Consider the following 23,586-nt stretch of genomic DNA (forward strand, 5'->3'; position numbering starts at 1 on the left):
ATATGATTCAAAAAGCTAGTAAAGTGATGCAACTGTAAATGTTTTTTGCATTTAATGGAAGATTTATTGTATATTAGCGAAAGTATATAGGATAGGTATTGAAATCGTTATTTGAAAAATTTAAATCCATTCATTTTTAAATTCAGCATCACCTTATACGAAAAAGGAGAATTCTATGCCAGAAGGAAAAATTATAAAAGCTTTAAGTGGGTTTTATTACGTGCAGCATGAAGAAGGGGTTACGCAATGTCGTGGGCGAGGTGTATTTAGAAAAAATAAAATTACACCACTTGTAGGAGATCAAGTTGTTTTTCAGGCAGATAATCCAACTGAAGGTTATGTGCTTGAAGTATTTGATCGAAAAAATGAACTTGTTAGACCGCCTATTGCTAATGTTGATCAAGCGATCCTCGTGTTCTCTGCAGTAGAACCAGATTTTAATCCTGGACTGTTAGATCGATTTTTAGTGCTGATTGAATATCATAACATTAAGCCAATTATTTGTATTAGCAAGATGGATTTAGTGAATGAAAAGATGAAAGCAACTGTTGAAGCTTATGCGAAAGATTATCGCGAGATGGGTTATGATGTGTTATTTACTTCTATTAACACGTCAGAAAGTATTGATATATTAAAACCATACTTAGAAGATTGTGTTTCTGTCGTTGCAGGTCAATCTGGTGTTGGGAAATCTTCGATGCTTAATGTGTTACGTCCAGAATTAGAACTGAAAACAAATGATATTTCCTCACATTTAGGACGCGGGAAGCATACGACAAGGCACGTAGAATTAATTGCAATTGGGAGTGGGCTAGTTGCGGATACACCTGGTTTTAGTTCACTAGATTTCATAGATATAGAAGTAGAAGATCTTACATATTGTTTTCCAGAGTTGAAAGAAGCGAGTCAATACTGTAAATTTAGAGGGTGTACACATCTTTCTGAACCGAAATGCGCAGTGAAAGCAGCGGTTGAAGAAGGTAAGATTACAGAATATCGTTATAAGAATTATAAACAATTCGTAGAAGAAATTAGAGAGAGAAAGCCGAGGTATTAGTTATGATTAAAATTGCACCATCGATCTTATCAGCAGATTTTTCAAAATTAGGGGAAGAGATTAAAGATGTAGAAAAAGGCGGAGCGGATTACATTCACGTTGATGTAATGGATGGACATTTCGTACCGAATATTACGATTGGACCGTTAATTGTAGAAGCTATCCGTCCGATTACATCATTACCATTAGATGTACATTTAATGATTGAAAATCCTGATAACTATATCCCGACTTTCGCACAAGCGGGAGCGGATATTATTACTGTTCATGTAGAGGCGTGTCCTCATCTACATCGTACAATTCAGTTAATTAAATCTCATGGCATTAAAGCGGGCGTTGTATTAAATCCGCATACGCCGGTTTCAGTGATTGAGCATGTATTAGAAGATATAGATATGGTATTACTTATGACAGTAAACCCTGGATTTGGTGGACAGAAATTTATCCATTCTGTATTACCGAAAATTAAACAAGTAGCAGAAATGGTGAAAGAGCGCAATCTAGAAGTGGAAATTGAAGTTGATGGTGGTGTAAATGCTGAAACAGCAAGACTTTGTGTGGAAGCAGGAGCAAATGTACTTGTAGCTGGGTCAGCAGTATATAATCAAAAAGACCGCGGTGAAGCAATTCGCGTAATTCGTGGGTAGTGATGAACTTTTATCCTAGAAAAGTATTTATATGATAGGGTAAAAATATGTAAAAAGGCAATCTACCGAGTGGCAGATTGCCTTTTTACAATGGAAGGGGAAGAAAAATGATTATTCATATTTTAGCAGGAGGACCTTCGGAATATTACGCAGATTTTTCTCGATATGAGAGTGAGGAAGTAGTGTGGGCAGCGGTTGATAGGGGAGTATACCGTCTATTAAAGAAAGGAATTACTCCGGCTGTTGCGTTTGGAGATTACGATTCAGTTACTGAAGAGGAATTAGTATGGATGGGACAGCAAACGAACGAATTACATATTGTCCCGCGGGAAAAAGATCAAACGGATTTAGAAATTGCGATTAATTGGGCGTTAGAACAGAAGCCGGCACTAATTCGTATTTTTGGTGCTACCGGTGGAAGGCTTGATCACGGTTTAGCAAATATACAGATGCTTTTAAAAGGGTTAGAAGTAGAGATAGAAATGTGTATTGTGGACAATAAAAATGAAATAACTGTTAAAAAAGTGGGTACACATATAATTGAAGAAAATAAAAATTTCCCTTATGTATCTTTTGTGCCAGTTACTGAAATAGTGGAAGGGATTACATTACTTGCTTTTAAATACCCTCTTACTAATAAAACAATAGAATGGGGATCCACACTTTGTATTAGTAACGAACTCGTTGAGGAAAAAGGTACTTTTTCATTTACTTCTGGCATATTAATGTTGATAAGAAGCACTGATTGAAGAAACAATTTTGCTCCTTACATCATATAGTGACCAAGTGGAGTAATGGGGATTAGGAGGGAAACCATGAGATTTTATACAATTAAGTTACCTAAATTTCTTGGTGGAATTGTTCGTGCAATGTTAAATACCTTCAAAAAAGATTAAAAAAAGCACCTATTACCGGTGCTTTTTCCATTGGTATAGTAAAAAAAGAGCCTAGCGGCTCTTTTTTTTATTATTAAACACGTTCGATTTTGCCAGATTTTAATGCTCTAGCAGAAACGTAAACACGTTGAACTTTTCCGTCGATGCGTACGCGAACTTTTTGAAGGTTAGCGCCCCACTTACGTTTTGTAGCGTTCATTGCGTGAGAACGAGAGTTACCAGAACGAGCTTTTCTTCCAGTAATAGCACAAACACGAGCCATTTATATTTCCCTCCCTTGATACCTTACCATACGTAATTTTTCAATGTTAGTCTTTTATGCGATGCTAAAAACACTACTATAATTTAACACAACTAAAAAGAGAATGCAACACCGTAGAAAAAAGAAATCAAGAAAATTTACTTGACACTATATGTCAATGAAGAAAAGTTGAAATCCATAAAAATTGCTTGACATATTATAGTGGTACATGTTGTATAATAACAATGGACTATTTTGCTCATCATAAAAAAGTGTAATTTAAAACATAAAATATGAGAGTGAAAAGAAAGAACGATGGAATTTTCTTTAAAAAGATTATATGATAGTAACTAAAGTAGTCTAGCTCACTTTCACCATTTATGAAGGGGGAAACGAGATGTCAATTGAAATTAAAACGAAGTACGGTCAAATTGATATTAGTACAGATGTAATTGCAACAATTGCTGGAGGTGCCGCGGTAGATTGCTACGGTATCGTAGGTATGGCATCAAAAAATCAGTTAAAAGATGGATTAACAGACATTTTACGAAAAGAAAACTTCACTAGAGGTGTTATTGTTCGTAAAGATGAAGATGAAGTACATATTGATATGTATATTATTGTGAGCTATGGTACGAAAATTTCAGAAGTGGCACATAACGTGCAGACGAAAGTGAAATATACATTAGATCAAACTGTAGGACTAGCAGTAGATTCTGTAAACATCTACGTACAAGGAGTTAAAGTAATAAACTTGTAATGTGCATTAAGGAGGAAAATCTGTGTCAATTCAAAAAATTGATGGAAAACGTTTATCACAAATGATCATGCAAGGAGCGAATAATTTAACAAATAATGTTCAGCTTGTTGATGCATTAAACGTATTTCCAGTTCCAGATGGCGATACCGGTACAAACATGAACTTATCTATGACTTCAGGCGCGCGTGAAGTGAAAGAAAACCCTTCACAGCATGCTGGTAAAGTCGGCGTAAGTTTAGCCAAAGGATTATTAATGGGAGCTCGTGGTAACTCTGGAGTTATTTTATCTCAGTTGTTCCGTGGTTTCTCTAAATCCATTGAACAAAAAGAAGAATTAACAACAGTTGATTTTGCTGCAGCTTTAGAAGCTGGAGTAGAGGCAGCTTACAAAGCGGTTATGAAACCGATTGAAGGAACGATTTTAACGGTCGCAAGAGAAACGGGTAAATATGCAGTAACAGTTGCGAAAAAACAGCGCGACTTTGTTTTGTTTATGGAAGACGTTGTGAAAGAAGCGAATGCATCGTTAAATCGTACGCCAGATTTATTACCTGTATTAAAACAAGTTGGCGTTGTAGATAGCGGTGGTAAAGGTCTTGTTGTTGTATACGAAGGATTTTTAGCTGACTTAAAAGGAGAAACGATTTCTTCTGATGCGCCGAAGCAACCATCTATGAATGAAATGGTGCGCGCAGAACATCACCGTAGTGTACAAAGCCAATTGAGTACAGAAGATATTAAGTATGGATATTGCACGGAGTTCATGGTGAAATTAGAGCCTGAAAAAATGAAGGAACATAATTTCTCTGAACAAAAATTCCGTGAAGATATAAGTGTATACGGAGATTCCCTACTTGTTGTATCGGATGATGAGGTTGTAAAAGTTCATATTCATGCGGAACACCCTGGAGATCCTATGAACTATGGTCAACGTTACGGTAGTTTAATTAAGATTAAAGTAGAGAATATGCGTGAACAGCATACTGCTTTATTGGATGAACCTACTATGATTCCTGAACAACCAGCTCAATCGAAAGAAAAACAACCATATGGTATCGTAACTGTAGCTATGGGATCTGGTATTAAAACTTTATTTGAGAGCATCGGCGCAACGAAAGTTATCGAAGGTGGTCAAACGATGAATCCAAGTACGGAGGATATCGTGAAGGCAATCGAAGAAGCGAATGCTGAAAAAATCATTATTTTACCGAATAACGGAAATATTGTAATGGCAGCAGAACAAGCGGCATCAGTTGTAGATCAAGAAGTTATTGTTATTCGTTCGAAAACAGTTCCTCAAGGTATGGCAGCAATGTTAGCATTTAACCCAGTTGGAACATTAGAAGAGAATGAAGAAAACATGAAAGAAGCTTTATCTCATGTGAAAACAGGTCAAATTACGTATGCTGTACGTGATACGGAAATTGATGGTGTAGCAATTCAAAAAGATGACTTCATGTGTATTGCAGATGGGAAAATTGTATCTACAAATGCTGAAAAAGTAGGGGCTGCGAAGCAATTACTAGAAGCGCTTATTGATGAAGATTCTGAAATCGTAACGATTCTACAAGGTGAGGATGCAACTGACGAAGAAGTAGCGGAGTTAGTTGAATTTGTAGAAGAGAAATTTGAAGATGCAGAAGTAGAAGTGCATGCTGGAAACCAACCAGTGTATTCTTTCATCTTCTCTGTAGAATAAGATAAAATTCGTTTTGAAAATAAATGGATTACTTACTTGCTAATGGATAAGAAGTAGTAATATGAAGTTTATTACTAGTTTTTATTCAAAAGGCTAGCATATTGAATAAAGAAAAGAGCCTTGCTGCTAATAGTGAGGCTCTTTTTTACTTGTTTTATATAAGGGATTTGAGTAGTTTCTCTTAGAATGCCTATGATAGAATATATAAGGTGAAAGAGAGCGATTGCAGATGCTAATTGATACTCAAATAGAATGCAAGAAAGAAAATAATGTGACGGGGTGTGAGAATCTTGAATGATGTTGTACAAGTTCCTGTTACGGATGTAAAGGGAATCGGAGGAGAAACATCTGAATTACTACATGAGATGGGGATTTATACAGTTTCTCATCTATTAGAACATTTTCCGTACCGTTATGAAGATTATGCGATGAAAGATCTTGCTGAAGTAAAGCATGATGAACGTGTAACGGTTGAAGGGAAGGTTCATAGTGCTCCTTTGCTGCAATATTATGGTAAGAAGAAATCGCGTCTAACAGTTCGTGTTCTCGTCGGTCGTTATTTAATTACGGCGGTATGTTTTAATAGGCCTTACTATAAGGAAAAATTAAAGTTGGATGAAACGGTAACGATTACTGGTAAATGGGATCAACATCGTCAAACAATTGCTGTATCAGAACTTCATTTTGGGCCGGTTGTACGTCAACAAGAAGTGGAACCTGTTTATTCAGTGAAGGGGAAACTTACAGTAAAACAGATGCGTCGTTTTATTGCTCAAGCGTTAAAGGAATATGGAGATTCTATAGTCGAAGTGTTACCGGAGGGTTTGTTAGGCCGATATAAATTATTACCAAGATATGAAGCGCTCAGGGCGTTGCATTTTCCGGTAGGACAGGAAGATTTAAAGCAAGCGCGTCGCCGTTTTGTATATGAGGAATTTTTCTTATTTCAGCTGAAAATGCAAACGCTTCGGAAAATGGAGAGGGAAAATTCAAAAGGGACGAAGAAAGAGATTCCGTCAGTAGAATTACAAGAATTTATCGATGCACTACCGTTTCCCTTAACGGGTGCGCAACGCCGAGTTGTAGATGAAATTTTAAAAGATATGATCTCTCCTTATCGGATGAACCGACTATTGCAAGGTGACGTTGGTTCAGGGAAAACAGTTGTTGCTGCGATTGGTCTTTATGCGTCGAAATTAGCTCATTATCAAGGTGCTTTAATGGTTCCTACAGAAATTTTAGCTGAGCAACATTATCAATCGCTTGCTGAAACGTTTTCGCATTTTGGTATGAAGGTGGAACTGTTAACAAGTTCTGTTAAAGGTGCGAGACGTCGAGAAATTTTAGCGAAGTTAGAACAAGGGGAAATAGATATTCTTGTTGGAACGCATGCTTTAATTCAAGATGAAGTTATATTTCATAGGCTGGGTCTTGTTATTACAGATGAACAGCATCGATTTGGTGTAGCGCAGCGCCGAGTTTTACGGGAGAAAGGTGAAAGTCCAGATGTATTATTTATGACAGCGACACCGATTCCGCGTACGCTAGCAATTACTGCGTTTGGAGAGATGGATGTTTCGATAATCGATGAGATGCCAGCAGGTAGAAAGGTGATTGAAACATACTGGGCAAAGCATGATATGTTAGATCGCGTTCTCGGTTTTGTTGAGAAGGAGATAAAAAAAGGAAGACAGGCATACGTTATATGTCCTCTAATTGAAGAATCTGAGAAACTTGATGTGCAAAATGCTATCGACTTACATAGTATGCTGACGCATCATTACCAAGGGAAATGCCAAGTTGGATTGATGCATGGGAGATTATCTTCTCAAGAAAAAGAAGAGATAATGGGACAGTTTAGTGAAAATAAAGTGCAAATTCTTGTATCGACAACAGTTGTTGAAGTAGGTGTGAACGTACCGAATGCGACTGTAATGGTTATTTATGATGCGGAACGTTTCGGTTTATCGCAGCTTCATCAGCTTAGAGGGCGTGTCGGGCGTGGTAGTGAACAATCATATTGTTTATTAATAGCAGACCCTAAATCAGAAACAGGAAAAGAAAGAATGCGCATAATGACTGAAACAAATGATGGATTTGTATTGTCAGAAAAAGATTTAGAATTACGAGGTCCTGGGGATTTCTTTGGGAGTAAGCAAAGTGGTTTACCGGAATTTAAGGTTGCTGACATGGTACACGATTATCGAGCGTTAGAAACAGCAAGGCAAGATGCGGCGATACTAGTAGATTCAGAAGCGTTTTGGCACAATGATCAGTACGCTGCCTTGCGTACGTATCTTGATGGGACAGGTGTGTTCCAAGGAGAGAAGCTCGATTAAAGGGAGTCAACAAAAATTTTTGTTGCATTCTACTTTTAATGATTATATACTACTGTTAGTACCTAGTCATAAAAAATGGATGGTGCGGTATGAAAAAAAGAAGAAGTAAAAAAGAAAGACAAGAGTTATTACAACAAACAATCGAATCAAATCCTTTTATTACGGATGAAGATTTAGCGGAAAAATTTCAAGTGAGTATACAAACAGTACGACTTGATCGTATGGAATTGTCTATTCCTGAATTAAGAGAGAGAATTAAACATGTAGCTACAAAGCAACATGAAGAAGATGTAAAATCTTTACCGCTAGAAGAGGTTGTTGGAGAAATTATTGACATTGAATTAGATAGACATGCAATCTCTATCTTTGAAGTGAAGGTAGAACATGTATTTAAAAGAAATCAAATTGCCCGTGGGCATCATCTGTTTGCGCAAGCAAACTCACTAGCTGTTGCGGTTATTGATGAAGAATTAGCTTTAACTGCAAAGTCTACCATTCGATACATTCGTCCTGTAAAATTAGGAGAGCGTGTTGTTGCAAAAGCGCGCGTTGAAGATGTAGAGAATGATAAGGGACGGACGGTTGTCAAAGTGCGTAGCTTCGTTGGAGAAGAACTTGTTTTTACAGGCACTTTTGAAATGTATCGATCTAGTAATTATAGTGAGGAAGGTAACAACTTATGAAAATCGCAATAGATGCAATGGGTGGAGATCACGCTCCAAAGGCTGTCGTATTAGGGGCAATGAAAGCTATTAAGGAATATTCTGATTTACATATTACGTTAGTAGGGAAAGAAGAGGAAATTCGTCAATACTTAACGAGTGATGAACGAATTACTATTCTTCATACAGACGAAAAAATAGAATCGACGGAGGAACCAGTAAGAGCGGTTCGTCGAAAAAAGCAAGCTTCAATGGTACTTGCGGCACAGCAAGTAAAGGATGGAGAAGCAGACGCTTGTATATCCGCAGGTAGTACAGGAGCTTTAATGGCAGCTGGATTATTTGTTGTTGGTCGTATGGAAGGAATTGAACGACCAGCTTTATCGCCTACAATGCCAACTGTTGATGGAAAAGGTTTTGTTATGTTAGATGTTGGAGCAAATGTTGATGCAAAACCAATTCATTTATATCAATATGCAGTAATGGGATCTGTTTACGCTGAGAAGGTAAGAGGAATTGAAAATCCTCGCGTTGGACTATTAAACGTTGGAACAGAGGATGGAAAAGGAAACGAGCTTTCAAAGCAAGTATTTGCAATGCTTAAGGATGCGCCAATTAATTTCGTTGGGAACGTTGAATCAAGAGATTTATTGCAAGGTGTAGCAGATGTTGTTGTATGTGATGGTTTTACAGGGAATGTAGCGTTGAAATCATTAGAGGGAACAGCACTTGCGCTATTCTCTATGTTGAAAGAACAACTAATGAGTTCGTTTACGAGCAAATTAGCAGCGGCGGTATTAAAGCCGAAACTTATGGTATTAAAAGATAAAATGGATTATTCGGAGTATGGGGGAGCTGCATTATTTGGATTGAAAGCACCTGTCATTAAGGCTCACGGTTCTTCTAATGACCAGTCGATATTTAGTGCGATTCGTCAAACGAGAGAAATGGTAGCGAAAGAAGTAATTCCTACGATTTCAAGCGTAATGGAGAAAGAGTCACTCCAATAAGAGGAGGATTTGAAATGGGAAAAATAGCATTTCTTTTTCCGGGCCAAGGTTCACAGGCAGTTGGAATGGGTAAACAATTAGCAGAGGATAATAAAGAAGTTGCAAAAGTGTTTGCAAAAGCAGATGAGGTGTTGCAAGATTCACTTTCAGAAGTGATTTTTGAAGGGCCGCAGGAAAAGCTTACATTAACGACAAATGCGCAGCCTGCATTATTAACAACGAGTTTTGCTATTTTGACAGCCTTGAAAGAGTATGACATTACACCTGACTTTGTCGCTGGTCATAGTTTAGGTGAATATAGCGCTCTTGTAGCGGCTGGTGCATTAACTTTTGAAGATGCTGTATACGCTGTAAGGAAACGTGGCGAATATATGGAAGAAGCTGTACCTGGTGGAGAAGGTGCAATGGCGGCTATATTAGGTGCTGACCCAGGTATGCTGAAACAAGTTACAGAAGAAGTAACAAGTGAAGGATATGCAGTGCAAATCGCTAATATGAATAGTACGAAGCAAATTGTGATTTCTGGAACGAAGCAAGGAGTAGAGGTTGCTTCTCAAAGAGCAAAAGAAAATGGTGCAAAGAGAGCAATTCCGCTAAAAGTAAGTGGACCATTCCATTCTTCACTTATGAAGCCGGCAGCTGAGAAGTTCCAAAGTGTTTTAAATGAAATTACGATTCACGACACGAATATTCCTGTTATTGCAAATGTTACGGCGGATGTTATTACACGTGGTGCAGACATTCAAGAAAAGTTAATCGAACAGCTTTATTCGCCTGTATTATGGTACCCGTCCATTGAATGTATGGTGAACCAGGGAGTAGATACATTTATTGAAATTGGACCTGGAAAAGTACTTGCTGGACTTATGAAGTCAATTGATTCATCAGTGAAAGCATATGCGATATACGATGAAGAGACATTAAAAGATACCATTTCAAATTTGAGAGGAGAAAACTGATGTTAAAAGGGAAGGTAGCATTAGTAACTGGTGCTTCACGTGGAATTGGTCGCGCGATTGCGATCGATTTAGCGAAACAAGGGGCAAATGTAGTAGTAAATTATGCTGGTAATGAACAAAAGGCAAATGAAGTAGTTGATGAAATTAAGAAATTAGGTTCGGATGCAATTGCAGTAAGAGCAGACGTTGCAAATGCTGATGATGTTACAAATATGGTGAAACAAACAGTAGATACATTTGGACAAGTTGATATTCTTGTAAATAATGCTGGTGTAACAAAAGATAATTTATTAATGCGTATGAAAGAAGAAGAATGGGATACAGTTATTAATACAAACTTAAAAGGTGTATTCTTATGTACGAAGGCAGTATCTCGTTATATGATGCGTCAACGTCATGGACGTATTGTTAACATCGCTTCTGTTGTCGGAGTAACAGGAAACCCAGGACAAGCGAATTATGTAGCTGCTAAAGCTGGTGTAATTGGATTAACAAAAACATCAGCAAAAGAATTAGCGAGCCGAAATATTACAGTGAATGCAATTGCTCCAGGGTTTATTGCGACTGATATGACGGATGTATTAGATGAAAATATAAAAGCTGAAATGTTAAAGTTAATTCCTGCAGCTCAGTTTGGTGAAGCGCAAGATATCGCAAATACTGTAACATTTTTCGCTTCTGATCAAAGCAAATATATTACAGGACAAACGCTAAATGTTGATGGCGGAATGGTAATGTAATAAAAGAATCGATTTCAACTAGTTTTTTTGGACAATATTTAATATAATATTTGAGGGGAGGTGAATGGAATGGCAGATGTTTTAGAGCGTGTAACAAAAATCATCGTTGATCGTTTAGGTGTAGAAGAAACTGAAGTAGTACCAGCTGCGAGCTTTAAAGAAGATTTAGGCGCAGACTCCCTAGATGTAGTAGAACTTGTAATGCAATTGGAAGATGAATTCGAAATGGAAATTTCTGATGAAGATGCTGAAAAGATTGCTACTGTTGGCGATGCTGTGACTTACATAGAGAGTCATCTATAATGCTTAAGTGAAGTCCCGTTTTTTAGCGGGGCTTCTCGGCTTATATCTGGAGGGACCTATGCCGTACCGAAAACATAGAGAAAAAAAATACGAAACAAAATATCGTGAAGCATTTAAAGTATTTCAAGAAAAGATAGGTATTACGTTTACTGATGAAAAATTATTGATTCAAGCATTTACGCATTCATCGTATGTGAATGAGCATCGAAAAAAACCGCATGAAGATAATGAGCGTCTTGAATTCCTTGGAGATGCAGTATTGGAACTCACTGTATCGCAGTATCTGTTTCAAAAATATCCGACAATGAGCGAAGGCGAGTTAACAAAACTACGTGCAGCTATTGTATGTGAGCCATCTCTTGTTCGTTTTGCGAACGAATTGTCATTTGGTAGCCTAGTTTTATTAGGAAAAGGTGAAGAAATGACAGGTGGACGTGAACGACCAGCTTTATTAGCGGATGTCTTTGAAGCGTTTATTGGTGCCCTTTATCTTGATCAAGGGCTAGAAACAGTTTGGGAATTCTTAAAAGAAATTGTATATCCGAAAATTAATGAAGGTGCTTTTTCTCATGTGATGGATTATAAGAGTCAGTTGCAAGAATTGATTCAGCGTGATGGTAGTGGTAATGTTGAGTATCAAATTTTGCAAGAAAAAGGACCAGCTCACAATCGAGAATTTGTGTCACGTGTTACGTTAAATAACGTAGCTTTAGGTCTTGGTAGTGGTAAGTCGAAAAAAGAAGCAGAGCAACAAGCTGCTGCAGAAGCATTAAAAAAATTAAAAGAACAACTATAAGGAATCCCCCTTTGAATGAGGGGGATTCCTTATGCATAGAATGAAACTTTCTTTTTTTTGTAAATAAAAAGAACGTAAATCCGTATAATAGCTTGTTTTTGTATAGAGAACATTTATAACGACGGAGAATAGGAGGAAGGCCTTTCGTGTTTTTAAAAAGATTAGAAATAGCAGGGTTTAAGTCTTTTGCTGAGCGTGTATCTGTTGATTTTGTCCCAGGTGTAACTTCTGTAGTAGGACCTAATGGAAGCGGGAAAAGTAATATTACTGATGCAATTCGCTGGGTACTTGGTGAACAATCTGCAAAGTCATTACGTGGTGCAAAGATGGAGGATATTATTTTTGCAGGTAGTGATACGAGGAGAGCAGTTAATGTTGCTGAAGTAACATTAACTTTAAATAATGAAGATCAACGATTACCAATTGAATACAATGAGGTGTGTGTAACACGTCGTGTATCTCGTTCAGGTGATAGTGATTTTTATATTAATAAACAATCATGTAGATTGAAAGATATTATCGATTTATTTATGGACTCTGGTATGGGAAGAGAAGCTTTTTCGATTATTAGCCAGGGGAAAGTGGAAGAGATTTTAAGTAGTAAGTCAGAAGAGCGTCGAGGTGTATTTGAAGAAGCGGCAGGTGTACTGAAATACAAACTTCGCAAAAAGAAAGCTGAAGGGAAATTAGCAGAAACACAAGAAAACTTAAATCGTGTACAAGATATAATTCATGAATTAAGTAGTCAAGTAGAACCTTTAGAAAGACAAGCTTCTATTGCGAAAGATTATCTCGAGAATAAAGAAGAATTAGAGAAAGTAGAAGCGGCGCTTATTGTCCATGAAATTGAAGAATTGCATGAGAAATGGGAAGCGCTTCGAAATCAGTTTGGGCATAATAAAAACGAAGAAGTTAAAATGTCAACGAATTTACAAAAAAGTGAAGAAGAGCTTGAGGAATTACGAGGACAATTACAAGCCGTAGATGAGTCTGTAGACTCGTTGCAAGAAGTACTTCTTCTTTCTAGTAAAGAGCTAGAAAAACTAGAAGGGCAGCGCGAGTTGTTAAAAGAGAGGAAGCAAAATGCTACGACGCATTGTGCGCAACTTGAGCAGTTAATTGTTGAATTAACAGAGAAAGCTAAAAGTTATGATGGTGAAATTGAGTCAAGTACAGAAGCTTTAATGCAATTTGTGAATGAAGTAAAAGAGTTGGAGCAAAAATTGCATGATAATGAGCAATTGCTCGCTACTTTTGCTGACAATTTAGAGGAACAGATTGAGAATTTAAAAGGTGACTATATTGAACTTTTAAATCAACAAGCTAGTCATCGTAATGAATTATCTATGATCGAAGAACAATCTAAACAGCAAACGTCTAAAAACGAGCGTCTGGATGAAGAAAATGCGAAATATGTAGAAATGCGTATGGAAATTACAGCGAAAAAGACGAAACTTGTAGAAAGTTACGAACAAGTGAAAGAAAAAGTAGCTGGCATTATCTCGAACATACAGAAGACAGAGGCGGCGCTTGGGAAATGTAAGACGCAGTATAGTGAAAATGAAACAAAACTGTATCAAGCATATCAATTTGTGCAACAGGCACGTTCTCGAAAAGAAATGCTTGAAGAGATGCAAGAAGATTATTCTGGCTTCTATCAAGGTGTACGTGAAGTATTGAAAGCTAGAGAAAATAGGTTGCAAGGTATCGAGGGTGCTGTTGCGGAACTGTTAACGGTACCGAAAGAATATGAAGTTGCAATGGAAATCGCTCTAGGTGCAGCAATGCAGCATATTGTTGTACAAACAGAGGAACATGCTCGTAATGCGATTGCATTTTTAAAGCAAAATAAACATGGACGTGCAACGTTTTTACCGCAAGCTGTTATTAAAAGCAGATCGTTATCATTTGAGCAATTACGTATTGTAAATCAACACCCATCGTTTGTAGGTGTGGCGGCAGAACTTGTGCAGTACAACAATAAATATGAAAATGTAGTTTCAAATTTATTAGGAACTGTTATTGTTGCGAAAGATTTACGCGGAGCAAATGAGTTAGCGAAACAACTGCAATACCGTTATCGCATTGTAACAATCGAAGGTGACGTAGTGAATCCTGGCGGTTCTATGACTGGTGGGGCGGTAAAACAAGCGAAATCTTCTTTATTAGGACGCCAACGTGAACTAGAAGAGTGGACTCGCAAGTTAACTGATATGGAAGAAAAAACAACGAAGTTAGAAAACTTTGTTAAAGCAGTAAAACAAGAGATTCAAGAAAAAGAAGTGAAAATACGCGAACTAAGGCAAACTGTAGAAGCAGAGCGTGTAGATGAGCAGAAATTAAGAGAAGAGATTAATCGTTTAGAATTAGAAGAACATCGTATTAATGACCGCTTATCTATTTATGATTTAGAGATTGAAGGGTTTTTACAAGATCGAGTAAAAATACAAGGGCGTAAAGAGGAGTTAGAAGGGATTTTAACGAATCTTCAAGCTGATATCACTGAGTTAGATAGTAAAATTGTAGCTTTAACAAAACAAAAAAGTGAGCAACATTCTTCGAAAGAAAAAGTTCAAAAAGAAATGACTGAGTTAAAAGTACTGGCAGCTGAAAAGCAACAACGCTTATCTAATCAAAAAGAAAAAGTTGAACGATTGACGAAGGAAAAAGAAGAAACGGATGCGACACTTGTAAAAACGAAAGAGGATTTAGCGTTCTTAAAACAAGAAATGACATCTAATTCAAGTGGTGAAGAGCAAATTACGAATATGATTGAGAAGAAAGCGTATGATCGTAATCAAACTTCAGAGTTAATTCGCTCTCGTCGTGAACAACGTATATCGTTGCAAGAGAGAGTAGAACATTTAGAACGCGATTTGAAAGAAACGACAGGTAAACATAAATATATTCTTGAAATGTTGAAAGATCAAGAAGTGAAAATAAACCGACTTGATGTCGAGTTGGAAAATAGATTACAACATTTGCGTGAAACATATACGATTTCATTTGAAGCAGCAAAACTAAAATATACAATGACAATGCCTGCAGAAGATGCACGTAAGAAAGTAAAATTAATCAAATTATCCATAGAAGAGTTAGGTACAGTGAACCTAGGGGCAATTGATGAATATGAACGTGTAGCGGAGCGTCATACATTCTTACTAGAGCAGAGAGACGACCTAGAAGAAGCGAAAACGACATTGCACCAGCTGATTACCGAAATGGATGAAGAAATGAAAAAACGCTTTTCTACTACGTTTGAAGGCATTCGAATGGAGTTTCAATCGGTATTCTCTGAATTATTTGGAGGCGGTAGAGCGGATTTAGTAATGACCAATCCAGAGGATTTACTAAATACGGGTATTGATATTGTAGCGCAACCGCCAGGGAAGAAACTGCAGAATTTAGGTTTACTTTCAGGTGGAGAGCGTGCTTTAACGGCAATTGCGCTTTTATTTGGTATTTTAAAAGTGCGCCCAGTACCGTTCTGTGTACTAGATGAGGTAGAGGCGGCCCTTGATGAGGCGAATGTAGCTCGTTTTGCACAGTATTTAAAGAAATTCAGTGATGAGACGCAGTTTATTGTAATTACACATAGAAAAGGTACAATGGAAGAGTCTGATGTATTGTACGGTGTAACAATGCAAGAATCAGGGGTATCTAAACTTGTTTCGGTTCGTTTAGATGACGGAGAAGAACTTATTGCAAGTGAATAGAAAGGACGGGAAAGTATGAGTTTTTTTAAAAAACTAAAAGAAAAAATTTCAAAACAAACGGATACAGTTACTGAGAAATTTAAACAAGGATTAGAAAAAACGAGAAATTCATTTGCGGATAAAGTGAATGATTTAGTGTATCGTTACCGTAAAGTGGACGAAGATTTCTTCGAAGAGCTAGAAGAAATCTTAATCAGTGCAGATGTCGGAGTTGCGACGGTAATGGAATTAATTGATCAATTGAAAGAAGAAGTGCAACGCCGTAATATTCAAGATCCAAAAGAAGTACAAGCTGTTATTTCAGAAAAGTTAGTAGGAATTTACAAAGGCGACAGCGATTTTAGTAACGAAATTAATATGCAAGAGGACCAATTAACGGTTGTTTTATTTGTTGGTGTTAACGGTGTAGGAAAAACGACGACAATTGGTAAACTGGCACATAAGTTTAAATCAGAAGGTAAGTCTGTTCTATTAGCGGCAGGAGACACATTCCGTGCTGGAGCGATTGAACAATTAGAAGTATGGGGCGATCGCGTTGGTGTAGAAGTAATTAAACAAGGATCTGGCTCTGATCCAGCGGCGGTTATGTATGACGCTGTACAAGCTGCGAAAGCACGTAAGGTAGACGTATTACTATGTGACACAGCAGGACGCTTGCAAAATAAGGTCAACTTAATGAAAGAGTTAGAGAAGGTGAAGCGTGTAATTGAGCGTGAAGTACCAGGTGCTCCTCATGAAGTATTGCTTGTTATTGATGCAACAACAGGACAAAACGGTTTAAGCCAAGCGAAAACATTCCGCGAGGCAACGAATGTTACTGGTATTGTGTTAACGAAGTTAGATGGAACTGCTAAAGGTGGTATTGTATTAGCGATTCGTAACGAAATGGATGTACCGGTGAAGTTTGTTGGATTAGGAGAGCAAATGGATGACTTGCAGCGGTTTGATCCAGAACAATATGTGTATGGTTTATTTGCGAACTTAGTAGAAACAGAAGAAGTATAAGCGAAAGAAGCGGTATTTCCGCTTCTTTTTCTATAAAAATATATGATGTTAAGAAAAAAACTTGACACTCTTTTGTACTCCATGTAAACTAATTCATGTAAAGGGAAATCACTTAACAAAGGATGATCCAACATGCTCGAAAAAACAACGAGAATGAACTATTTATTTGATTTTTATCAATCGTTGTTAACGCAAAAACAAAGAAGTTATATGTCGCTTTATTATCTAGATGATTTATCTCTTGGTGAAATTGCGGAAGAATTTGATGTAAGTCGCCAAGCCGTGTATGATAACATTAAACGGACTGAAGCGATGCTTGAAGAATATGAAGATAAATTAGTATTACTTCAAAAGTTTCAAGAGCGACAGCGACTTGTTGCAAAGCTAAAACAGCTAATCAGCGAAGAAGAGCATGTGAATGAAGAAATGAAACAAGTTGTTGAAGCTATCGAAAAATTAGATTAGGAGGGCGGCAATATGGCATTTGAAGGATTAGCCGACCGACTTCAACAGACAATGCAAAAAATCCGCGGTAAAGGAAAAGTTTCTGAAGCCGATGTGAAAGAAATGATGAGAGAAGTTCGTCTGGCTCTTTTAGAAGCAGATGTTAACTTTAAAGTAGTAAAAGATTTTATAAAGCGTGTGTCTGAGCGTGCTGTCGGACAAGATGTAATGAAAAGTTTGACACCTGGACAACAAGTAATTAAAATCGTACAGGAAGAACTTACAGAACTTATGGGCGGAGAGCAAAGCAAAATTGCTGTTGCTAATAAGCCACCGACTGTTATTATGATGGTTGGTCTGCAAGGTGCGGGTAAAACGACGACGACAGGTAAGCTTGCGAATTTGCTTCGTAAAAAGCATAATCGTAAACCGATGCTTGTTGCAGCGGATATTTACCGTCCAGCAGCAATTAAACAGCTTGAAACATTAGGGAAGCAATTGGACATGCCTGTATTTTCTTTAGGAGATCAAGTAAGTCCTGTTGAAATTGCGAAACAAGCGATTGCAAAAGCAAAAGAAGATCATCACGATTATGTTTTAATCGATACAGCGGGTCGCCTGCATATTGATGAAGAACTAATGGATGAATTAGCGAAAGTTAAAGAAGTTGCGAAACCGGATGAAATTTTCCTTGTTGTCGATGCGATGACGGGACAAGACGCGGTAAATGTTGCGCAAAGTTTCCATGAACAGTTAGGTTTAACAGGTGTTGTATTAACGAAATTAGATGGTGATACGCGCGGTGGTGCTGCATTATCTATTAAGGCTGTAACAAACACACCGATTAAATTTGCTGGTATGGGTGAAAAACTAGATGCAATTGAAGCGTTCCATCCAGAGCGTATGGCATCCCGTATTTTAGGGATGGGCGATGTCTTAACATTAATTGAAAAAGCGCAAGCTACAGTTGATGAAGAGAAAGCAAAAGAACTTGAGCAAAAAATGCGTACGCTTTCGTTTACGCTTGACGATTTCCTAGAACAACTTGGACAAGTGCGTCAACTTGGACCGCTTGATGAATTGTTAGGAATGCTTCCTGGTGCAAATAAAATTAAAGGGCTGAAAAATGCGCAAGTTGATGAAAAACAAATTGGGCATATTGAGGCAATTATTCGTTCTATGACTAAATTAGAACGAGAACAACCGGAAATAATCAATGCTAGTCGCAAAAAGCGCATTGCCAAAGGTAGCGGTACAACTGTACAAGAAATCAATCGTCTAATCAAGCAATTTGATGATATGAAAAAGATGATGAAGACGATGACGGGAATGCAAAAAGGTAAGAAAAAAGGACTAGGTGGATTGAAGTTTCCATTCATGTAAGGAAAAAAGATGGCTCTGTTAAGAAAAAATACTTTACAAAGCAATAGTCTTTTTGCTAATATAATTATCTGTGTGAAATAAATTCGGAGGTGCTTTATAAATGGCAGTTAAAATTCGTTTAAAACGTATGGGAGCTAAAAAAACTCCTTTCTATCGTGTAGTTGTTGCAGATTCTCGTTCTCCTCGTGACGGACGTTTCATTGAGGAAATCGGAACTTACAATCCAGTTGCTCAACCAGCTGAAGTTAAGATCAACGAAGAAGCAGCATTAAAATGGTTAGGAAATGGTGCTAAACCATCTGATACAGTTCGTAACTTATTCTCTAACCAAGGTATCATGGAGAAATTCCACTTATCTAAACAAGGTAAGTAATTGAGGCAATGACTATGAAGAAGTTAGTCGAGACGATTGTCAAGCCTCTTGTCGATCATCCTGAAGATGTAAAAGTTACACAGGAACTTTGCAACGGAGAGATAAAGTATCGATTAACTGTACATCCTGAGGATGTTGGAAAAGTCATTGGAAAGCAAGGGAGAGTTGCGAAAGCGATTCGAATGCTCTTGTATTCAGTGGGACATCATAATGATGAAAAAGTAACACTGGAAATTCAATAAACGTAAAAAGGGCGAGGAGTTATTCCTCTCCCTTTTTTAACATTTAAATAGAGATTGCATGTTCCATCTGTGAAATGGAGATGCTTAATTTATATAGAAACCAGGGGTGACATACTATTTATGACAAAATGGTTTAATGTAGGGAAAATTGTAAATACTCATGGCGTAAGAGGAGAAATCCGTGTTATTTCTCGTACTGATTTTCCAGAAGAGCGATATAAAGTAGGAAACACGCTATACATATCGAATGAGAAAGACACAGACTATCTTCCGGTGAAGGTAACTTCTCATCGTCAACATAAGACATTTGATTTATTAACACTTGAAGGATACAACAATGTAGATGAAGTAGAGAAGTTTAAAGGTTCTTTAATAAAAGTACCAGAAGAGCAGTTAGGCGAACTAGCTGAAGGTGAATACTACTATCACGAAATTATTGGTTGCAACGTTGTAACGGAAGAAGGAGAAGCGCTAGGGACAATCAAAGAGATTCTATCTCCTGGTGCAAATGATGTTTGGGTGATTAAACGTCCGAAGGGTCAAGATCTCTTAATTCCTTATATCGATGACGTTGTACTTCAAGTTAATATTGAAAATAAATTAGTAACCATTCATGTAATGGAAGGGCTGCTATAATGAAAATTGATATTTTAACGTTGTTCCCAGACATGTTTACCGGTGTATTTGGATCTTCTATATTAAAGAAGGCGCAAGAAAAAGAAGCGGTAAACCTTCGTGTTGTTAACTTTCGTGACTATACAACAAGTAAGCATAATAGCGTAGACGATTATCCTTACGGCGGAGGAGCTGGTATGGTGCTTACTCCTCAGCCTATTTTTGATGCTGTAGAAGATTTGACGAAAGAGACAGAGCGTAAGCCAAGAGTTGTCTTAATGTGTCCACAGGGCGAAAGGTTTACGCAGAAGAAAGCGGAAGAGCTTGCAGGAGAAGAACATTTGATCTTTGTATGTGGGCATTATGAAGGGTATGACGAACGAATTCGCGAGCATCTCGTAACGGATGAGATTTCTATTGGTGACTATGTATTAACAGGCGGAGAATTAGCCTCTATGGTTATTACTGATAGTGTTGTACGTCTCTTGCCAGGCGTGCTAGGAAATCATGCTTCACAAGTAGAGGATTCGTTTAGTACAGGTTTATTAGAGCATCCTCATTATACACGTCCGGCTGATTTTCGTGGTATAAAGGTACCGGATGTATTAATGTCAGGGAATCATAAAAACATTGATGAATGGCGACATAAGGAATCTTTGCGCCGAACGTATACGCGTAGACCTGATTTGTTAGATGAGAGAGAGTTATCTAAACAAGAGAAAAAATGGCTTGAGGAAATAAAGCGAGAGCAGTAATAACTTCATATATTTGCTATTGCAACAGGCCTAGTAATATGCTATTATAACATTTGTGCTACTGAAATCAGTAGCCGTATTAACGATGTTCCGCTGTAATTTATTAAGACTTTATAAGAGCATCTGTTTAAAGGAGAGAATTTAATATGCAACAATTAATCGCAGAAATTACAAAAGGCCAATTAAAAACTGACCTTCCTTCATTCCGTCCTGGTGACACTTTACGTGTACACGTAAAAGTTGTTGAGGGAACTCGTGAAAGAATTCAGCTTTTCGAAGGTGTTGTAATTAAACGTCGTGGTGGCGGAATCAGTGAAACATTCACAGTTCGTAAGATTTCTTACGGTGTAGGTGTTGAGCGTACATTCCCAGTTCACACGCCAAGAATCGCGAAAATCGAAGTACTTCGCCGTGGTAAAGTACGTCGTGCTAAGTTATACTACTTACGTAACCTTCGCGGTAAAAAAGCACGTATTAAAGAAATTCGATAAGACATGTATGGGAGCTTGTAAATGCACAAGCTCCCTTTTTCCAATCTATATGAAATTTTGGTATAATACGATCAGCTTACATAACCGTGGAGGGGAAATGCATGAAAAAAGAGAAGAGTTCACTTTGGGAATGGATTAAAGCAATTTTGATTGCTGTTGTATTAGCTGGTGTTATTAGACAGTTTTTCTTTGCGCCAATTCTCGTAGATGGGGTATCGATGGCACCTACTTTACATGATCGTGATCGAATGATTGTGAATAAAATTGGTTATCACATTGGAGACCCAAAACGCTTTGATATTATCGTATTTCGAGCAACAGAAGATAAAGATTACATTAAGCGTATTATTGGCCTGCCAGGCGATGAAATAGAGTATCGTAATGATAAACTGTATGTTAACGGAAAGGCTTATGAGGAGCCGTATTTAGACAAGCAGAAAAAGCAAATTGCTGACGGACCGCTTACATATGATTTTAATCTTGAAGAAATGACAGGCAAGAAAACCGTTCCAAAAGATCAATTATTTGTTTTAGGTGATAATCGTCGTTTTAGTAAAGATAGCCGTTCGATCGGTACGATTTCAATAGATCAAGTAATTGGTAAAGCTAATATGTTATATTGGCCGTTAAAAGACGCACGTATTGTGAAATAAATGAAAAAGAAGGTGGCAACATGGTAATTCAATGGTTTCCAGGGCATATGGCAAAGGCTAGACGCCAAGTAACGGAGAAATTAAAATTAATTGATGTTGTAATTGAACTTGTAGATGCTCGATTACCATTATCATCTAGAAACCCAATGATTGATGAAATCATTACACATAAGCCGAGGCTTGTTGTTTTAAATAAAGCGGATATGGCAGATGACCGTTTAACAAAACAATGGATCGCATATTTTAAAGAAAAAGGCCATATGGCAATTTCGATTAACGCGCAAGCTGGACAAGGTATGAAGGAAATTGCAGCAGCTTGTAAAGTGCTTGTTAAAGAAAAATTTGATAAAATGGTTGCAAAAGGTATTAGACCGCGAGCGATTCGTGCATTAATTGTAGGTATACCGAATGTTGGTAAATCTACATTAATTAATAAATTGGCAAAGAAAAATATTGCTAAAACAGGAGATCGTCCAGGTGTGACAACAGCTCAACAATGGATTAAAGTTGGGAAAGAAATGGAATTGTTAGATACACCAGGTATTCTGTGGCCTAAATTTGAAGATCAATTAGTAGGTCTTCGTTTAGCGACAACGGGTGCAATTAAAGATTCAATTTTAAATTTACAAGATGTAGCTGTTTACGCATTACGTTTTATGGAGAAACATTATCCAGAGCGCTTGAAAGAACGCTATAATTTAAATGAGATTCCAGAAGATATTGTGGAATTATTCGATGCAATTGGAAAAAATAGAGGCTGCTTAATGGGCGGCGGAATGATTGATTATGATAAGACATCTGAGCTTGTACTTCGTGAGCTTCGTGGTGGCAAACTTGGAAAAATGACGTTTGAAACACCGGAAGAGTTTGCAGAGCAAGTAGAAGATGTGGAAAAAATAGAAGAAGTATAAGACGTGCGTTTGTGCGTCTTTTCTTTTTGGATACGTTTAAAAAGGAGCTTGTATATATGCAAAAAATGACGATAAAAGAAGCGGAAAATGTATTGCAAGAAATTATGAATGAAGAAGAAGATCGCTTTCAACTGTTAATGAAAGATGAGAGAAAAGGGATTCAAAAACTCATTTTGAAGTGGTATAAACAAAAAGAGTTAGAACAGAAAGAAAAAGAGAAGTTTTTTGAAATGTCCAAGTATGAAAATGCTTTGCGTGAAAAAGGGATCACATATATCGCGGGTATTGATGAAGTGGGGCGCGGGCCATTGGCTGGGCCTGTTGTGACGGCGGCTGTCGTTCTTCCTGAGGATTTTTATATTCCAGGGTTAAATGACTCGAAAAAGCTGAGTGAAGCGAAACGTGAGCGTTTTTATGATGAAATAAAAGAACAAGCAATGGCAATTGGAGTAGGAATTGTATCACCGCAAGTTATTGATGACATTAATATTTACCAAGCGACGAAACAAGCGATGTTAGATGCTGTTGCAAATTTATCTTGTACGCCCCAACATTTATTAATTGATGCGATGAAGCTTCCTACACCAATTTCGCAAACTTCAATTATTAAAGGTGATGCGAAAAGTGTTTCGATTTCAGCTGCATCCATTATCGCAAAAGTGACGAGAGATCGTATGATGAAAAAACTGGGAGAGAAGTATCCTGAATACGGATTTGAGCAACATATGGGATATGGCACAAAGCAACATTTAGAGGCAATTGAAGTGCATGGAGTATTAGATGAACACCGCAAATCATTCGCGCCAATTAAAGATATGATTCAAAAATAAGCTGTAAATATACAGCTTATTTTTTATTTTGGCATATAAACATTACTATTTTCGAAAAA

The 23,586-nt window shown here is 37.4% G+C and carries 26 protein-coding genes; 25 read left to right on the plus strand and 1 reads right to left on the minus strand.

Annotated elements, in window-relative coordinates:
* Window positions 1–175: 175 nt before the first annotated feature.
* From rsgA to spoVM, 4 genes are all read left to right on the plus strand, one after another.
* The gene (gene rsgA / locus COK05_RS23970; RefSeq protein WP_098614535.1) at window positions 176–1,057 is read left to right on the plus strand and encodes a ribosome small subunit-dependent GTPase A; all 882 of its coding nucleotides are present in this window, start codon (window positions 176–178) and stop codon (window positions 1,055–1,057) included.
* 2 nt (window positions 1,058–1,059) lie between these two features.
* Window positions 1,060–1,704 carry a ribulose-phosphate 3-epimerase gene (gene rpe / locus COK05_RS23975; protein WP_006928335.1) on the plus strand — a complete coding sequence of 215 codons (645 nt, stop codon included), beginning with the start codon at window positions 1,060–1,062 and terminating at the stop codon, window positions 1,702–1,704.
* 107 nt (window positions 1,705–1,811) lie between these two features.
* The gene (locus tag COK05_RS23980; protein WP_098614536.1) at window positions 1,812–2,453 is read left to right on the plus strand and encodes a thiamine diphosphokinase; all 642 of its coding nucleotides are present in this window, start codon (window positions 1,812–1,814) and stop codon (window positions 2,451–2,453) included.
* Between the two features lie 66 nt (window positions 2,454–2,519).
* Window positions 2,520–2,600, plus strand: coding sequence for a stage V sporulation protein SpoVM (gene spoVM / locus COK05_RS23985; RefSeq protein WP_001213599.1), 81 nt, complete (start codon window positions 2,520–2,522; stop codon window positions 2,598–2,600).
* A gap of 73 nt (window positions 2,601–2,673) precedes the next feature.
* Here the strand turns inward: spoVM and rpmB are convergent, their stop codons facing one another.
* Complete coding sequence (rpmB, locus tag COK05_RS23990) at window positions 2,674–2,862, minus strand: 50S ribosomal protein L28 (protein ID WP_000124776.1); 189 nt, start codon at window positions 2,860–2,862, stop codon at window positions 2,674–2,676.
* 376 nt (window positions 2,863–3,238) lie between these two features.
* Between rpmB and COK05_RS23995 the strand changes: the two genes are divergently transcribed.
* The 21 genes from COK05_RS23995 (at window position 3,239) to COK05_RS24095 (ending at window position 23,527) form a co-directional block, all read left to right on the plus strand.
* Complete coding sequence (locus tag COK05_RS23995; protein WP_000021109.1) at window positions 3,239–3,601, plus strand: Asp23/Gls24 family envelope stress response protein; 363 nt, start codon at window positions 3,239–3,241, stop codon at window positions 3,599–3,601.
* Between the two features lie 22 nt (window positions 3,602–3,623).
* Window positions 3,624–5,300: a DAK2 domain-containing protein gene (locus COK05_RS24000; RefSeq protein ID WP_098614537.1), complete on the plus strand. Its 1,677-nt coding sequence runs from the start codon at window positions 3,624–3,626 to the stop codon at window positions 5,298–5,300.
* Between the two features lie 290 nt (window positions 5,301–5,590).
* The gene (recG, locus tag COK05_RS24005; protein ID WP_098614538.1) at window positions 5,591–7,639 is read left to right on the plus strand and encodes an ATP-dependent DNA helicase RecG; all 2,049 of its coding nucleotides are present in this window, start codon (window positions 5,591–5,593) and stop codon (window positions 7,637–7,639) included.
* An 89-nt stretch (window positions 7,640–7,728) separates the two neighbouring features.
* Window positions 7,729–8,322 (plus strand): transcription factor FapR, encoded by a 594-nt coding sequence (gene fapR / locus COK05_RS24010; RefSeq protein ID WP_000747349.1) that lies wholly within the window; start codon window positions 7,729–7,731, stop codon window positions 8,320–8,322.
* Window positions 8,319–9,311: a phosphate acyltransferase PlsX gene (plsX, locus tag COK05_RS24015; protein WP_000684100.1), complete on the plus strand. Its 993-nt coding sequence runs from the start codon at window positions 8,319–8,321 to the stop codon at window positions 9,309–9,311. Before fapR ends, plsX begins: the two co-directional genes overlap by 4 nt.
* 14 nt (window positions 9,312–9,325) lie before the next feature.
* Entirely contained in the window at window positions 9,326–10,270 is a 945-nt protein-coding gene (fabD, locus tag COK05_RS24020; RefSeq protein ID WP_098614539.1) for an ACP S-malonyltransferase, read from the plus strand.
* The gene (gene fabG, locus COK05_RS24025; RefSeq protein WP_016080521.1) at window positions 10,270–11,010 is read left to right on the plus strand and encodes a 3-oxoacyl-[acyl-carrier-protein] reductase; all 741 of its coding nucleotides are present in this window, start codon (window positions 10,270–10,272) and stop codon (window positions 11,008–11,010) included. Before fabD ends, fabG begins: the two co-directional genes overlap by 1 nt.
* A gap of 69 nt (window positions 11,011–11,079) precedes the next feature.
* Window positions 11,080–11,313 (plus strand): acyl carrier protein, encoded by a 234-nt coding sequence (acpP, locus tag COK05_RS24030; RefSeq protein ID WP_000786062.1) that lies wholly within the window; start codon window positions 11,080–11,082, stop codon window positions 11,311–11,313.
* A 58-nt stretch (window positions 11,314–11,371) separates the two neighbouring features.
* Window positions 11,372–12,109 (plus strand): ribonuclease III, encoded by a 738-nt coding sequence (gene rncS / locus COK05_RS24035; protein WP_016080522.1) that lies wholly within the window; start codon window positions 11,372–11,374, stop codon window positions 12,107–12,109.
* A 146-nt stretch (window positions 12,110–12,255) separates the two neighbouring features.
* Window positions 12,256–15,825, plus strand: coding sequence for a chromosome segregation protein SMC (gene smc / locus COK05_RS24040; RefSeq protein WP_098614540.1), 3,570 nt, complete (start codon window positions 12,256–12,258; stop codon window positions 15,823–15,825).
* Window positions 15,826–15,840: 15 nt separating this feature from the next.
* Window positions 15,841–16,830 (plus strand): signal recognition particle-docking protein FtsY, encoded by a 990-nt coding sequence (gene ftsY, locus COK05_RS24045; RefSeq protein ID WP_098614541.1) that lies wholly within the window; start codon window positions 15,841–15,843, stop codon window positions 16,828–16,830.
* A 132-nt stretch (window positions 16,831–16,962) separates the two neighbouring features.
* Window positions 16,963–17,295: a putative DNA-binding protein gene (locus tag COK05_RS24050; RefSeq protein WP_000891061.1), complete on the plus strand. Its 333-nt coding sequence runs from the start codon at window positions 16,963–16,965 to the stop codon at window positions 17,293–17,295.
* A gap of 12 nt (window positions 17,296–17,307) precedes the next feature.
* Window positions 17,308–18,657 (plus strand): signal recognition particle protein, encoded by a 1,350-nt coding sequence (gene ffh, locus COK05_RS24055; protein ID WP_002173106.1) that lies wholly within the window; start codon window positions 17,308–17,310, stop codon window positions 18,655–18,657.
* A gap of 100 nt (window positions 18,658–18,757) precedes the next feature.
* Window positions 18,758–19,030, plus strand: coding sequence for a 30S ribosomal protein S16 (gene rpsP, locus COK05_RS24060; protein ID WP_000268750.1), 273 nt, complete (start codon window positions 18,758–18,760; stop codon window positions 19,028–19,030).
* Between the two features lie 14 nt (window positions 19,031–19,044).
* Window positions 19,045–19,272 carry a KH domain-containing protein gene (locus tag COK05_RS24065; RefSeq protein ID WP_000737393.1) on the plus strand — a complete coding sequence of 76 codons (228 nt, stop codon included), beginning with the start codon at window positions 19,045–19,047 and terminating at the stop codon, window positions 19,270–19,272.
* 120 nt (window positions 19,273–19,392) lie between these two features.
* Window positions 19,393–19,908 carry a ribosome maturation factor RimM gene (gene rimM, locus COK05_RS24070; protein ID WP_098614542.1) on the plus strand — a complete coding sequence of 172 codons (516 nt, stop codon included), beginning with the start codon at window positions 19,393–19,395 and terminating at the stop codon, window positions 19,906–19,908.
* The gene (gene trmD / locus COK05_RS24075) at window positions 19,908–20,642 is read left to right on the plus strand and encodes a tRNA (guanosine(37)-N1)-methyltransferase TrmD (RefSeq protein WP_098614543.1); all 735 of its coding nucleotides are present in this window, start codon (window positions 19,908–19,910) and stop codon (window positions 20,640–20,642) included. The genes rimM and trmD overlap by 1 nt, the downstream gene beginning before the upstream one ends.
* Window positions 20,643–20,788: 146 nt before the next feature.
* Window positions 20,789–21,133, plus strand: a complete 345-nt coding sequence (rplS, locus tag COK05_RS24080) for a 50S ribosomal protein L19 (RefSeq protein ID WP_001186516.1) — start codon at window positions 20,789–20,791, stop codon at window positions 21,131–21,133.
* A 101-nt stretch (window positions 21,134–21,234) separates the two neighbouring features.
* A complete protein-coding gene (gene lepB, locus COK05_RS24085) occupies window positions 21,235–21,786 on the plus strand; it encodes a signal peptidase I (protein ID WP_098614544.1) in 552 nt (183 codons plus the stop codon).
* A gap of 20 nt (window positions 21,787–21,806) precedes the next feature.
* Window positions 21,807–22,697 carry a ribosome biogenesis GTPase YlqF gene (ylqF, locus tag COK05_RS24090; RefSeq protein ID WP_000236702.1) on the plus strand — a complete coding sequence of 297 codons (891 nt, stop codon included), beginning with the start codon at window positions 21,807–21,809 and terminating at the stop codon, window positions 22,695–22,697.
* 56 nt (window positions 22,698–22,753) lie between these two features.
* On the plus strand, window positions 22,754–23,527 hold the full coding sequence (locus COK05_RS24095) for a ribonuclease HII (RefSeq protein ID WP_098614545.1): 774 nt from the start codon (window positions 22,754–22,756) through the stop codon (window positions 23,525–23,527).
* Window positions 23,528–23,586 lie beyond the last annotated feature (59 nt).

The organism is Bacillus cereus (genome assembly GCF_002567495.1).
Lineage (GTDB): Bacteria > Bacillota > Bacilli > Bacillales > Bacillaceae_G > Bacillus_A > Bacillus_A cereus_AQ.

What these genes read in the sequence shown, in the direction of transcription:
- rsgA (WP_098614535.1), top strand. Translation starts at nt 176, where the DNA reads ATGCCAGAAGGAAAAATTATAAAAGCTTTAAGTGGGTTTTATTACGTG.
- rpe (WP_006928335.1), top strand. Translation starts at nt 1,060, where the DNA reads ATGATTAAAATTGCACCATCGATCTTATCAGCAGATTTTTCAAAATTA.
- COK05_RS23980 (WP_098614536.1), top strand. Translation starts at nt 1,812, where the DNA reads ATGATTATTCATATTTTAGCAGGAGGACCTTCGGAATATTACGCAGAT.
- spoVM (WP_001213599.1), top strand. Translation starts at nt 2,520, where the DNA reads ATGAGATTTTATACAATTAAGTTACCTAAATTTCTTGGTGGAATTGTT.
- rpmB (WP_000124776.1), bottom strand. Translation starts at nt 2,862, where the DNA reads ATGGCTCGTGTTTGTGCTATTACTGGAAGAAAAGCTCGTTCTGGTAAC.
- COK05_RS23995 (WP_000021109.1), top strand. Translation starts at nt 3,239, where the DNA reads ATGTCAATTGAAATTAAAACGAAGTACGGTCAAATTGATATTAGTACA.
- fapR (WP_000747349.1), top strand. Translation starts at nt 7,729, where the DNA reads ATGAAAAAAAGAAGAAGTAAAAAAGAAAGACAAGAGTTATTACAACAA.
- plsX (WP_000684100.1), top strand. Translation starts at nt 8,319, where the DNA reads ATGAAAATCGCAATAGATGCAATGGGTGGAGATCACGCTCCAAAGGCT.
- fabD (WP_098614539.1), top strand. Translation starts at nt 9,326, where the DNA reads ATGGGAAAAATAGCATTTCTTTTTCCGGGCCAAGGTTCACAGGCAGTT.
- fabG (WP_016080521.1), top strand. Translation starts at nt 10,270, where the DNA reads ATGTTAAAAGGGAAGGTAGCATTAGTAACTGGTGCTTCACGTGGAATT.
- acpP (WP_000786062.1), top strand. Translation starts at nt 11,080, where the DNA reads ATGGCAGATGTTTTAGAGCGTGTAACAAAAATCATCGTTGATCGTTTA.
- rncS (WP_016080522.1), top strand. Translation starts at nt 11,372, where the DNA reads ATGCCGTACCGAAAACATAGAGAAAAAAAATACGAAACAAAATATCGT.
- ftsY (WP_098614541.1), top strand. Translation starts at nt 15,841, where the DNA reads ATGAGTTTTTTTAAAAAACTAAAAGAAAAAATTTCAAAACAAACGGAT.
- COK05_RS24050 (WP_000891061.1), top strand. Translation starts at nt 16,963, where the DNA reads ATGCTCGAAAAAACAACGAGAATGAACTATTTATTTGATTTTTATCAA.
- ffh (WP_002173106.1), top strand. Translation starts at nt 17,308, where the DNA reads ATGGCATTTGAAGGATTAGCCGACCGACTTCAACAGACAATGCAAAAA.
- rpsP (WP_000268750.1), top strand. Translation starts at nt 18,758, where the DNA reads ATGGCAGTTAAAATTCGTTTAAAACGTATGGGAGCTAAAAAAACTCCT.
- COK05_RS24065 (WP_000737393.1), top strand. Translation starts at nt 19,045, where the DNA reads ATGAAGAAGTTAGTCGAGACGATTGTCAAGCCTCTTGTCGATCATCCT.
- rimM (WP_098614542.1), top strand. Translation starts at nt 19,393, where the DNA reads ATGACAAAATGGTTTAATGTAGGGAAAATTGTAAATACTCATGGCGTA.
- trmD (WP_098614543.1), top strand. Translation starts at nt 19,908, where the DNA reads ATGAAAATTGATATTTTAACGTTGTTCCCAGACATGTTTACCGGTGTA.
- rplS (WP_001186516.1), top strand. Translation starts at nt 20,789, where the DNA reads ATGCAACAATTAATCGCAGAAATTACAAAAGGCCAATTAAAAACTGAC.
- lepB (WP_098614544.1), top strand. Translation starts at nt 21,235, where the DNA reads ATGAAAAAAGAGAAGAGTTCACTTTGGGAATGGATTAAAGCAATTTTG.
- ylqF (WP_000236702.1), top strand. Translation starts at nt 21,807, where the DNA reads ATGGTAATTCAATGGTTTCCAGGGCATATGGCAAAGGCTAGACGCCAA.
- COK05_RS24095 (WP_098614545.1), top strand. Translation starts at nt 22,754, where the DNA reads ATGCAAAAAATGACGATAAAAGAAGCGGAAAATGTATTGCAAGAAATT.